Annotated in this window: 11 protein-coding genes; 1 reads left to right on the top strand and 10 read right to left on the bottom strand. The window is 72.1% G+C overall.

Features of this window, described 5'->3' with window-relative positions:
• The 8 genes from B4M60_RS01035 to B4M60_RS01000 all read right to left on the bottom strand — a co-directional run.
• Window positions 1-368 (bottom strand): MlaD family protein (locus B4M60_RS01035; protein ID WP_291079504.1); only part of this gene is annotated, 368 nt, incomplete at its 3' end.
• Window positions 369-376: 8 nt separating this feature from the next.
• The gene (locus B4M60_RS01030) at window positions 377-1210 is read right to left on the bottom strand and encodes an MlaE family ABC transporter permease (RefSeq protein ID WP_291079503.1); all 834 of its coding nucleotides are present in this window, start codon (window positions 1208-1210) and stop codon (window positions 377-379) included.
• Window position 1211: 1 nt separating this feature from the next.
• The gene (locus B4M60_RS01025) at window positions 1212-2021 is read right to left on the bottom strand and encodes an MlaE family ABC transporter permease (protein ID WP_291079502.1); all 810 of its coding nucleotides are present in this window, start codon (window positions 2019-2021) and stop codon (window positions 1212-1214) included.
• Window positions 2022-2032: 11 nt separating this feature from the next.
• Entirely contained in the window at window positions 2033-3628 is a 1596-nt protein-coding gene (gene fadD5 / locus B4M60_RS01020) for a fatty-acid--CoA ligase FadD5 (protein ID WP_291079501.1), read from the bottom strand.
• 22 nt (window positions 3629-3650) lie between these two features.
• A complete protein-coding gene (locus tag B4M60_RS01015) occupies window positions 3651-4442 on the bottom strand; it encodes an enoyl-CoA hydratase (RefSeq protein ID WP_291079500.1) in 792 nt (263 codons plus the stop codon).
• Entirely contained in the window at window positions 4439-5425 is a 987-nt protein-coding gene (locus B4M60_RS01010) for an NAD(P)H-dependent flavin oxidoreductase (protein WP_291079507.1), read from the bottom strand. Before B4M60_RS01010 ends, B4M60_RS01015 begins: the two co-directional genes overlap by 4 nt.
• Window positions 5425-7629, bottom strand: a complete 2205-nt coding sequence (locus B4M60_RS01005; protein ID WP_291079499.1) for a 3-hydroxyacyl-CoA dehydrogenase NAD-binding domain-containing protein — start codon at window positions 7627-7629, stop codon at window positions 5425-5427. Before B4M60_RS01005 ends, B4M60_RS01010 begins: the two co-directional genes overlap by 1 nt.
• Before the next feature lie 44 nt (window positions 7630-7673).
• Window positions 7674-8891 carry an acetyl-CoA C-acetyltransferase gene (locus B4M60_RS01000; RefSeq protein WP_291079498.1) on the bottom strand — a complete coding sequence of 406 codons (1218 nt, stop codon included), beginning with the start codon at window positions 8889-8891 and terminating at the stop codon, window positions 7674-7676.
• A 165-nt stretch (window positions 8892-9056) separates the two neighbouring features.
• Between B4M60_RS01000 and B4M60_RS00995 the strand changes: the two genes are divergently transcribed.
• A complete protein-coding gene (locus tag B4M60_RS00995) occupies window positions 9057-10283 on the top strand; it encodes a TetR/AcrR family transcriptional regulator (protein WP_291079497.1) in 1227 nt (408 codons plus the stop codon).
• Window positions 10284-10299: 16 nt separating this feature from the next.
• Here B4M60_RS00995 and B4M60_RS00990 read toward each other — a convergent pair whose 3' ends face one another.
• Both B4M60_RS00990 and B4M60_RS00985 read right to left on the bottom strand, forming a co-directional pair.
• Window positions 10300-11352, bottom strand: coding sequence for an oxygenase MpaB family protein (locus B4M60_RS00990; protein WP_291079496.1), 1053 nt, complete (start codon window positions 11350-11352; stop codon window positions 10300-10302).
• A gap of 6 nt (window positions 11353-11358) precedes the next feature.
• Window positions 11359-11845: aldehyde dehydrogenase family protein (locus tag B4M60_RS00985; RefSeq protein WP_291079495.1), on the bottom strand; the 487-nt coding region annotated here is incomplete at its 5' end.

Genomic DNA, 11845 nt, shown 5'->3' with positions numbered 1-11845 from the left:
CGGCTCACCAGGTCCAGGCGGACGTCGCCGAACAGCGTCCGCGGGACGGCCCGGACCACGACGCCCGAGGGGATGCGCGAGGCGTGCTCCGGGTCGATGAGCATCTCGATCCGGGTGCCCGGCTCGTCGTCGTCGCCCGACACGCCCGACACCGACGACCGCACCTCCCCCACCTTGACGCCGAGGTGGTGGACGGGGGCGTGGACGGGGACCCGACCCGCCTGGGCGGGCAGCACCGCGGTCACCGTGGCCCCCGCGTCGAGCAGACCCGCGCCCCGGGCGACGAGGACCACCGCCACCACCACGGCCACGAGCGCGGCCACCGCGCCCCGGACCGCCAGGGTCCGCTCGGGGGTGGGACCCGCCACCCGCCGCCTCACGTGATCCCCAGCGCCGGCACCTCGGGCACCAGGCCCCAGAGCGCGAAGGTGAGCACGATGTCGATGAACCCGATCAGGAGGATGCTGGTGCGCAGCGCGCGGCCGGCCGCACGCCCGACGCCCTCCGGGCCGCCGGTGGCGTGGTAGCCGTAGCTGCAGTGGACCAGCACGATCACCAGGGCGAACACCACCGCCTTGATCAGCGAGTAGAGGACGTCCTCCGGCCCCAGGGTGATGTGGAAGAAGTGGTCGTACGTCCCCGCGGACCCGCCGTTGACGTGCACCACCACCACGCGGGTGGCGATGTACGTCGCCACCAGCCCGACCGCGTACAGCGGCACGATGCAGATCATCGTGGCGATCACCCGGGTGCCCGCCAGGTAGGGGACGGTCGGGACGGACATCGCGTCCAGGGCGTCGATCTCGTCGGAGATCCGCATCGACCCCAGGCGCGCGGTGAAGCCGGTGCCCACCTTGGCCGCCAGGGCGATGGACGCGACGACCGGGGCGAGCTCGCGGGTGTTGGCCATGGCGGAGAGCATCCCGGACAGGGTCGTCATGCCGATGAGGTCGAGCCCGCGGTAGGTCTCGACGCCCACCATGATCGCCGCGACCGCCGACATCGCCAGGACGATCCCGATGGTGCCGCCGCCGGCGATGAGGGAGGTGGAGCCGAAGCCCACGTCGACGACCTCCTTGACCACCTGCCTGCGGTAGCGCACCAGCGCGGTGGGCAGCGTCGCCAGCACCCTGCCCGCGAACGTCACGTGGCGTCCGACCTCCGCCAGACCGGTGGTCGCCCGGAGAGAGGTCTCCCGGAGCGAGATCACCTCAGAACTTCCCGACCGAGGGCACGACCAGCCCGTAGACCGCCGACAGCGCGGTGTTGATCACGAACACGGTGACGAACGCCAGGACGACCGTCTCGTTGACCGCGTCCGCCACGCCGCTCGACCCGCCGCTGGCGTGCAGGCCCTTGAACGTGGCGATCAGCGCGGAGACCACGGCGAACGCGACCGACTTGAGCATCGCCATCCACAGGTCCGACGGCCGGCCGTAGGCGCTGAGGGTGGACAGGAACGCGCCGGCCGACTCCCCCTGCCCGTACACCTGATAGAGCAGGCAGGCCGCGACGCCCATCGCCGTGACCAGCGCGCACATCACCAGGGAGACGAGCACCGTGGCGATCACGCGGGGCACCACGAGCCGCTCGATCACGTCGAGCCCCATGACCTCCATGGCCTCGACCTCCTCGCGGATCGTGCGGGAGCCCAGGTCGGCGCAGATGGCCGACCCGCCCACCCCGGCCAGCATCAGGGCGCAGACCAGCGCGGACGCCTGCCCCACCACGACGAACGCCACCACCGCGCCCGCGTAGCCGGCGGCGCCCAGCCGGCCCGCCAACTCCCCGACGGACACCGCGACGAGCACCCCGACCGGCAGCATGAGCAGCAGCGCCGGAATCGAGCACACCCGGGCCACGAAGAGGGCCTGGTCGCGGGTCTCCGCGAGCGAGAGCCTGCCCGTGACCACGGTCCGCACGCAGCTCACGAGGGTGAACACCGAGTAGCCGACCAGCGAGCCGACCTGGCCCGCCAGGTCGACGACCGGGCCGCGGCCCGCGGGGAGATGGAAGACCATCGGGCCTCCGGTCAGACGCCCGTCGAGCCGTGTTCCGAGCGGAGCGCGCCCTTGACCACCTTGCCGCTGGCGTTGCGCGGCAACTCCTCCACGTGCACCAGGTGCTTGGGCAGCTTGAAGCCGGCAAGCTTGTCGCGCAGCCACCCGCTGAGCTCGTCGAGGGAGAGGTCGGCGACCCCCTCCTCCTCGTGCTGGGCGACCACCGCGACGGGAACCTCGCCCCACTGCTCGTCCCGGCGACCGATCACGGCGACCTCGCGGATCCGCGGGTGCCCGGCGATCACGTTCTCCACCTCGGCGCAGTAGATGTTCTCGCCGCCGGAGATGATCATGTCCTTCTTGCGGTCCACCACGTACACGAAGCCCTCGTCGTCCATCCGGACCAGGTCGCCGGAGTGGAACCAGCCGCCCTCGAACGCCTCCGCGGTCTCGGCGGGCTTGTTCCAGTACCCGGACATGGTGGTGGGGCCGCGGTAGACGATCTCGCCGACCTCGCCCGGCCCGACCGGCTCGCCGAAGGCATCGATCACGCGGGCCTGGAGGGTGGGGATGACCCGGCCGACCGAGCCGAGCTTGCGAACCGCGTCGTCGCCGTCGAGCGCGCAAGTGATGGGGCTCATCTCGGTCTGGCCGAACACCGCGCAGTTCAGGGCGTCAGGGAAGGTCTCCGACATGGCGCGCAGGATCGTGTCCGTGGACGGGGCCGCACCCCAGGAGATGTTGCGCAGGACCAGGTTCCGCGGGCGGGCCTGCTGCTCCGCGCAGACGGCCTGCCACTGCACGGGGACCAGGAAGACGCTGGTGATCTTCTCCGCCTCGAGGGTGTCGAGCACGGCCGCGGGATCGAAGGCCTGCAGCGGGTGGACCACGGTCACGCCGCCGAGCTGCAGGCTCGGGGCGATCGAGCCGAGCGCCGCGATGTGGAACATCGGGGCGGCGCACAGGGCGCGCCCCTCCTCGTCGAACAGGCGGAAGACCCGGATGCAGGTCAGGGACTGGGCGGTGAGGTTCTCGTAGGAGAGCATCGCGCCCTTGGGGCGGCCCGTGGTGCCCGAGGTGTACATGATCAGCGCGGTGGAATCCTCGGGGACGTCGACCGGCTCGTGCGGCGCGCCCTCCTCGGCGAGCGCGTCGGCGTAGGTCGTCTGGCCCTCCGTCCCGCTCTCGCCGCCGATCACGATGTGCTCGCCCGGCTCCTCGCCCTGGGCCCGGATGGCGCCGACGAGCGGGGCGAGCATCGCGTCGGTGACGACGACCTTGGGCGTGCAGTCGCTCACGAGGTAGGCCAGCTCGCCCGGGGTGAGCCGGAAGTTCACCGGCACCGCGATCGCGCCGAGCCGGTTGATGCCCAGCACCGCCTCGATGAACTCGGCGTTGTTGAGCGTGATGAGCATGACCCGGTCACCCGTGCCGACCCCGCGACGGGCGAGCGCGTCGGCGAAGCGCCCGCTGCGTTCGTGGAGCTGGGACCAGCTGGTCGACCGGCCGAGGTACCGCAGCGCCTCGCCGTCGGGGTTCATCTCGGCGTGGGTGGCCACCCACGTGTTCCAGTGGTTGCGCCGGGCGGCGTGGAGGTCGGCGATGGGATCGTGGGTGGCGGTGGTCATGACTGGCCTTTCGTCGGGGCGGTCAGGAGAAGTTGGGGCGGCGCTTCTCGAGGATCGAGGAGACGCCTTCGGCGAAATCGGGGGAGACCAACAGCTCGCACTGCCCCTCGTGCTCGCGGGCGAGCGCGGCGTCGAGCTCGGCGAGGGTGGCACCGGTGACGGCTCGCTTGGTCAACTCCAGCGCCCGGCGGGGCCCGCGGGCGAGCCTGCGGGCGAGCTTGGCGGCCGCGGCGCGGAGCTCCGAGGGGGGCAGGACCTCGAGGACCAGCCCGACGTCCAGGGCCTCCGCCGCCGACACGGCGTCCCCGCGCAGCAGCATCCGGGAGGCGATCGATCGTCCCACCGACGCCGGCAGCAGCACGCTGGCGCCGCCGTCGGGCATGAGCCCGATGTTGGTGAAGGCGAACAGCAGGTAGGCGTCCTCCGCCATGAGCACGAGGTCCGAGGCCAGCGCCAGCGAGACGCCGACCCCGGCCGCCGGCCCGTTGACCGCGGCGATCACCGGCACCGGCGCGGTGAGCACCGATCGGACGAGCGCGGCGGCGTTGTCCATGGTGACGTCGGGGCTGGGGGCGTCGCCGCCCGACTCCCCGATGGCCTGCAGGTCCGCACCGGTGGTGAAGGCGCCGCCCTCGCCGGCGAGCACGATGACCCGCGTCGCGGGGTCGCCGCCGTGCTCGGTGATGAGCTCGGTCAGCGCCGTCACGGTCGCATGGTCGAGCGCGTTCATCCGCTCGGGCCGGTTGATGCTGATCGTGGCCACGCCCAGGTCGTCGCGCTCGACCCTGACGGCGTCCCGCCCGGAGGCGGTCACCGGACCGACTCCGCGGCCGCGACCATCCCGGCGAGCCGGTCGGTGATGATCGCCTCCGCCTCGGACATCATGCGGTCGATCAGCTCGGCCACCGTGGGGACGTCGTCGATCAGCCCCTGGCACTGGCCGGCGGACCAGATTCCCGCGTCGAGGTCGCCGTCCTCGAAGACCTTTCGGCCCCGCGCGCCGGCGACGAGGTGCTGGATGTCCGAGAACTCGGCACCCTCGGCCTCCTTGGCCACCACCTCCGCCGAGATCGCGTTGGCGGCGACCCGGGCGGTGTTGTGGAGCGTGCGGAAGATGAGCGTGGTGTCGAGCTCGGAGTTCGCCACGATCTGCTGCTTGACCGCCTCCGCGACCGGTGACTCCGCCGTGCACATGAACCGGGTCCCCATGTTGGCCCCGTCCGCCCCCAGTGCCAGCGCGGCCACCAGGCCGCGGGCGTCGGCGATCCCGCCGGACGCCAAGATCGGGATCGTCAGCCGCGCGGCCGCGGCGGGGATCAGCACCAGCCCCGGGACGTCGTCCTCCCCCGGATGACCCGCGCACTCGAAGCCGTCGATGGACACGGCGTCCACGCCCAGCTGCTCGGCCTTGAGCGCGTGCCGCACCGAGGTGCACTTGTGGATCACCTTGATGCCCGCGGCGTGGAACACCGGGAGGTGGTCCTTGGGGTTGGACCCCGCGGTCTCGACGATCTTCACGCCCGACTCCACGATCGCCTGGCGGTACTCCGCGTAGGGCGGCGGGGTGATGGACGGCAGGATCGTGAGGTTGACCCCGAACGGCTGGTCGGTGAGCTCCCGGCAGCGGGCGATCTCGGCGACCAGGTCCTCGGGCGTCGGCTGGGTGAGCCCGGTGATGATGCCCAGCGCCCCGGTCTCGGACACGGCCGCGGCGAGCTCGGCCCGGCCGACCCACATCATGCCGCCCTGAACGATCGGGTGCCGGACCCCGAACTCCTCGGTGAACCTGGTCCGGATCACGGCTGGACCTCCTCGTAGGTGCCGCCCGACGCGGCCTTCTCGCGCAGCGAGGCCGGCGGGGTGAAGCGCTCGCCGTACGTCGCCGCGAGCTCGTCGGCGCGGGCCACGAACCCGGGCAGACCGCCGGGGTACTGGTCCATGTAGCGGGCGACGCCGCCCGTCCAGCCGGGGAAGCCGATGCCGAGGATCGAGCCGACGTTGGCGTCGGTCGTGGTCTCCAGCACGCCCTCGTCCAGGCATTTGACGGTCTCGAGCGCCTCGGCGAAGAGCATCCGGTCGATCGCGTCCTGCAGCGGGATCTCGGTGGCGGGGCCGAACGCGTCGGCGAGCCCCGGCCACAGCCGGGTCCGCTTGCCCGTCTCGGCGTCGTACTCGTAGAACCCGGCGCCGGTCGAGCGGCCCTTGCGGTCGTACTCGTCGATCATGCGGTCGAGCACGGCGTTGCCCGGGTGGTCGGGAAGGTCGCGGCCCTCGGCCCTGGCGGCCTCGCGCGTCTCGTCCCGGATCTTCCGCGGCAGGGTGAGCGTGAGCTCGTCCATGAGCGCGAGCACCGACGCCGGGTAGCCCGCCTGCGCCGAGGCCTGCTCGACGGTCGAGGCGGGGACGCCCTCCGCGAGCATGGCCATGCCCTCGCTGGTGAACGTGCCGATCACGCGGGAGGTGAAGAACCCGCGGGAGTCGTTGACGACGATGGGGGTCTTGCCGATCCGCGAGACCAGCGCCAGGGCGCGCCCCAGGGCGTCCTCCGAGGTCTTGCCACCCTTGATGATCTCCACCAGCGGCATCTTGTCTACGGGTGAGAAGAAGTGCAGCCCGATGAAGTCGGCCGGCCGGTCCACGCCGCCTGCGAGCATGGTGATGGGCAGGGTGGAGGTGTTGGAGCACAGCAGGGCGTCGGGGGCGATGTGCGGCGCGATCTCCGCGAACACGGCCTCCTTGACCTTCGGGTCCTCGAACACGGCCTCGATCACGGCCTGCGCCCCCGCGGCGGCCGCGGGGTCGGTGGTCGGGGTGATCCGGGCCAGCAGCGCATCGCCCTTGGACTGCGCGGCGTCCCGGGCCTCACCCTCGGCGGCCCGCGCGACGGTCTTGGCCACGAGCTTCTCGGAGTACCCCTTGCCCCGCTCGGCGGCGGCCTGGTCGATGTCCTTGAGGACCACCTCCATGCCGGACTTGGCGCACACGAAGGCGATCGCCGCGCCCATCATGCCGGCGCCCAGGACCACGACCTTGGTGATCGGCTCGCGGTCGGCGGACCCGTGGGCCTTGGCCAGCCCGTTGGCCGTCTGGAGGTCGAAGAAGAAGGCGCGGATCATGTTCTTGGCGGTCTGGCCCGTGGCGAGCCCGGCGAAGTAGCGGGCCTCGATCTTCTCGGCCGCGGCGAAGTCGACCCCCGCACCCTCGACGGCCGCCGACATGATCGCCACCGGCGCGGGGTACGGGGCGCCCTTGAGCTGCTTGCGCAGCATGGCGGGGAACGCCGGGAGGTTGGCGCCGAGCGACGGGCTCGACGGGGTGCCTCCGGGCATGCGGTAACCCTTGCGGTCCCACGGCTGCGCGGCCTCGGGATTGGCGGCGATCCACGCCTTGGCCGCCGGCAGCAGCTCGTCGGGGCTCGAGACCAACTCGTCGATCAGGCCCATCTCCAACGCGGCCGCCGGGCGCATGCGCTTGCCCTCGAGCAGGACACCCATGAGCGCGGTGGCCACGCCGAGCATGCGCACGGTGCGGACGATCCCGCCGCCGCCGGGCAGCAGACCGAGGCTCACCTCGGGCAGGCCCAGCTGGACGGCCGGCGAGTCCACCACCACGCGGTGGTGGGTGGCCAGGGCGATCTCGAGTCCGCCGCCGAGCGCGGCGCCGGCGATCGCGGCGACGACCGGCTTGCCCAGGGTCTCGAGCCGCCGCAGCGGCCCCTTGACGCGCTCGACGGTCTCCACGGCCAGGTCCGCGCCGTCCGAGGGGATGGACAGGATGTCGCCGAGGTCCCCGCCGGCGAAGAAGGTCTTCTTGGCGGAGGTGAGGACGACGCCGGTGATCTCTCCGGACTCGGACTCGAGCCGGTCGACCGCCGCCTCCATCGAGTGGAGGTAGTCGGCGTTCATGGTGTTGGCGCTCTGGTTGGGGTCGTCCATCGTGAGGACAACCACGCCGTCGGCATCGCGCTCGTAGTGGATGGTGTTGGTGAATTCGCTGCTCATAGGAGGTCTTCTCGTCCTTGAAGGGGGTCCGGCCGGGCGCGTGACTAGAGGCGTTCGATGATGGTGGCGATGCCCATTCCGGCACCCACGCAGAGGGTGGCCAGGGCGTAGCGGGCGTCGCGGCGTTCCAACTCGTCCAGGGCGGTGCCCAGGATCATCGCGCCGGTGGCGCCGAGCGGGTGTCCCATGGCGATCGAGCCACCGTTGACGTTGATCTTCTCCATCGGCACCTCGAGGTCCTTGGCGAACTTCATGGGCACCGCGGCGAACGCCTCGTTGACCTCGAACAGGTCGATGTCCTCAATCGTGAGGCCGGCCTTGGCGAGAGCCTTCCGCGCGGCCGGGGTCGGTCCGGTGAGCATGATCGTGGGCTCGGACCCCACGACGGCGGCGGAGACGATGCGGGCGCGTGGCGTGAGCCCGTTGCGCTCCCCGGCCGCGGCGTTGCCGATGAGCATCGCGGTGGCGCCGTCGACGATCCCGGAGGAGTTCCCGGCGTGGTGGACGTGCTCGATCCTCTCCACCCAGTGGTATTTCTGCAGGGCCACGGCGTCGAACCCGGCCTGCTCGCCGAGCGCGGCGAACGAGGGCCGGAGGGCGGCGAGGTCGTCGGCGGTCGTGCCGCGGCGGATGTGCTCGTCGTGGTCGAGGACGACGCGTCCGGCGAGGTCCACCACCGGGACCACCGAGCGCGCGAAGCGCCCGTCGTCCCAGGCCGCGGAGGCGAGCTCCTGCGACCGCGCGGCGAACTCGTCCACGTCCCGCCGGGAGAAGCCCTCCATCGTGGCGATGAGGTCGGCGCCGATGCCCTGGGGCACGAACGAGGTCTCGTAGTTCACCCGCGGGTTCTGCGCCCACGCGCCGCCGTCGGACCCCATCGGGACGCGCGACATGGACTCCACGCCGCCCGCCACGACCAGGTCCTCCCAGCCGGCGCGAACCTTCTGCGCGGCGAGGTTGACGGCCTCCAGGCCCGAGGCGCAGAACCGGTTCTCCTGCACGCCGGCCACCGTCTCGGGCAGACCGGCGGCGATCGCCGCGATCCGGGGCAGGACCGCGCCCTGCTCCCCGACCGGACCGACGATGCCCATCACCACGTCCTCGATCTGCGCGGGATCGAGGCCGCTGTTGCGCTCGACGATCGACCGGAGGACGCCGACGGCGAGGTCGATCGGGGCGACGCTGTACAGCGAGCCGCTGGACTTCCCCCGTCCGCGGGGCGTGCGCACCGCGTCGTAGATGTAGGCCTCGGGCACTGACATGGGTGGGTGTTCCCTTCCGCCCCACGCCGGGGTGCTCGACCGCCGGCCTGCGACATTCACGTGGATTCGATCACATATATCTGTGAATTCAGGTTTACTATCGCCACTGTATCCGCTGTTGTCAAGATCACACCCCGATCCGCCGCTCCCGAGAGCAGAAACCCCGTGCCCTCCCCTCCCGCACCACCCGCGCCGCGCCCGGAGGCCCCCCCTCCGGGGTCCCGACGTGCGGAGATCGCGCTCATCGCCGCCGAGGAGTTCACCCGCCGGGGCTATCACGCGACGCGCGTCGAGCACATCGCCGAGCGCCTCGCGGTGACGCCCGGGGCGCTCTACCGCCACGTCCCCGGCAAGTACGAGATCTTCCGCGACGCCGTCGCGATCCTCATGTCGGACCTCGACTCCGCCGCCGCGGGCCCCGTCGACCTGGACCACCTGGTCGACTCGATCACCAGGACCACGCTCGCGCACCGCTCCCGCGCGGCGCTCTACCGGTGGCAGGTCCGGTACCTCACCGCGGAGGATCGCGCCGCGGTGGTCGCCGCGGACACCCGCATGCGCCGCCGGCTCGCCGAGGCCGTCCGGGGACGACGACGAGGTGGTCCCGACGCGGGCGCCGAGTCCGCCGCGGGCGCGATCCTGTCGTGCATCGCCTCCCTCGGCTACCACCGGATCGAGATCTCCGCGGACGACGCCGTGTCGCTGATGACGTCGATCGCGGCCGACCTCGCGACGTCCACCCCGGAGACGCAGGGAGCCGCGGGGGCGACCAACCTCGCGCCGCCGGTGATCCCGGCCCGGGCCCCGCGCCTGCGCGGGGGTGCCGCCACCCGCGAGGGCGCGATCGAGGCGGCCATCGCGCGGATCCACACCTCCGGGTACGACGACGTGACGATGGAGGCGATCGGCGCCGACGTGGGCGTGGCGGCGTCCGCGCTCTACCGCCACTTCCCGGGCAAGTCCGCGCTGCTCACCGCCGCGGTGGATCGCACGGCCACCCTGGTCGAGGAGCTGTTGGACCGGCACGCCGCGCTGCACAGCCCCGGCTCCGATCCGGCCGAGGCGCTGGTCGACCTGCTCGACCAGTACGTCGAGATCGCGTTCTCGCACGGCCCCGAACTCATGCTGTACCACTCCGAACTCGGCACCCTGGACGCCGACGACCGTCGACGACTCCGGCGGGCGCAGCGCGGCCAGCTCGACCGGTGGGCGGGGCTGGTCCTCGAGGCCGCCCGGGCGCGGGGCGGCCCGGAGCCCGACGAGGCCACCGCCCGCCTCCGTGTCCACGCGGCACTGGCGGTGGTGCTCGACGGCGGGCAGGGCACGGGGTTCCACCCCGCCGCCGCTGCCAGGTTCGCCCGACTCGCGCGGATCCCGCTCCTGCCCGGCTGACGGCCGGGCCGGAGGTTCAGGCCACCGGTTCGGGCCCCTGGCCGGCGCGGTCGCGGGGCTGGATGGGACACGCGCCCAGGTCCGCGGGGCGATAGCCGGTCGGATACCCGGGGTAGGTCCGGTTCTCCGTCCCCCGCGTCCCCACCTCCCGGCGACGCACCGGGAGCCACCGCACCACGGCGGACCGGGCCCGCAGCGCCGCATACGCGGCCCGACGCCGGGACGGCGGCTGCCACGGGAACCCGAATGCGCGGGACATGTCCTGGTCGACGAGCGACAGGACCGCCCGGCGTACGGCCGGCCGCAGCGCCCGGGGGTACCAGGAACACATGAGGTCCAGGGTGTACGTCCCGATGAGCTCGTTGTTCCGGTCGTAGCGGAACGTCCGGGCCTCGTAGTCGTCCCGCCACCGCCGGAACTCGCCCATGTCCTCGGGGATCTCCGCGATCTTCATCCGTTGGCCCACCGCGCGGTAGAAGGTGAACGCCGCCAGGCGCTCGTGGGGGTGCAGCCGCCGCCAGCCCACCGCGTCGACCCACTCGAGCGGCTCGAAGATGAACGTCGACAGCACGTACAGCATGTCGTCGTTGGTGATGTCATAGCGGGCGTGCTGGCGGTTGATGACCCGCAGCGCCTCCTTGCCGCGCGGCGAGTCGTAACCGTGCTCCACCAGTTCCACCATGAGCAGCGCGGTGTCGTCGTAGCGCTTCTGCGGGTGATCGCGGAACTGGCCGGCCTGCTCCAGCACCGCCGAGACCGACGGGACGCAGTACGTCCGGTACAGCGCCAGCTCCAGCGACCGCTGGTAGTCCCAGGGGAACTCGTAGGCGGAGGTGATGCGGTGGATCTCGGCCGCGTCGGCCACCGGGTCCAGACTCGCGATGAGGTCGCGCCAGTACCAGCGTCCGGGCTTGAGCGGGACATCGGCGGTGAGCGGGTGCTCCGTGTCGGCGTCGACGACGAGGTCGGACGGGATCGGTCCGAACACCCCGGGCAGGGTCCGCCGCCCGGCATCGGCCGGCCTCGTCGTCGTCGTGTCCCGGGTCGTCCCGGGAGCGGTCGCGGTCATCTCACCTCACATCCTCGCCTGGACGTTGGCGAGCATCCACTTGACGATCCTCACGTCGCGCGGCTTGCGGGTCATGGTCATGAGGTTGAGCGGGGCCGTGAACTTCTGCGCGGTGATGGCCTTGGGCCGGGCGAACTCGCGGAGCCCGTCCGCGCCGTGGATCCGGCCGAAGCCCGAGTCTCCCGACCCCCCGAACGGCAGGGCGGGGATGCCGGCGAAGGCGAGGAACGCGTTGACCGACACCATGCCCACGTCGAGCTTCTCCGCCAGGGCCAGGCCGCGCTTGCGGTTGCCGGTGAAGATGGCGCCGCCGAGGCCGTAGCTGCTGGCGTTGGCCTTCTCGACGGCCTCCTCCAGATCGACGACCGAGTTGATCACGACGGTCGGGCCGAACGTCTCCTCGGTGATCGCCGTGGAGTCCTCGGGGACGTCGACCAGGACGATCGGCTCGACCACGCTGTCCCCGACCGACTCCTCGCCACCGACGACCGCC

This window comes from Dietzia sp. UBA5065, assembly GCA_002415925.1.
Lineage (GTDB): Bacteria > Actinomycetota > Actinomycetes > Mycobacteriales > Mycobacteriaceae > Dietzia.
Note: the sequence above shows the minus strand (reverse complement) of the source record. Positions and strands in the feature narration are given on the sequence as shown.

Excerpts from the sequence above, each read along its gene's own strand:
- B4M60_RS01005 (WP_291079499.1), bottom strand. The coding sequence starts at position 7,629 with ATGAGCAGCGAATTCACCAACACCATCCACTACGAGCGCGATGCCGAC.
- B4M60_RS00990 (WP_291079496.1), bottom strand. The coding sequence starts at position 11,352 with ATGACCGCGACCGCTCCCGGGACGACCCGGGACACGACGACGACGAGG.
- B4M60_RS01000 (WP_291079498.1), bottom strand. The coding sequence starts at position 8,891 with ATGTCAGTGCCCGAGGCCTACATCTACGACGCGGTGCGCACGCCCCGC.
- fadD5 (WP_291079501.1), bottom strand. The coding sequence starts at position 3,628 with ATGACCACCGCCACCCACGATCCCATCGCCGACCTCCACGCCGCCCGG.
- B4M60_RS01025 (WP_291079502.1), bottom strand. The coding sequence starts at position 2,021 with ATGGTCTTCCATCTCCCCGCGGGCCGCGGCCCGGTCGTCGACCTGGCG.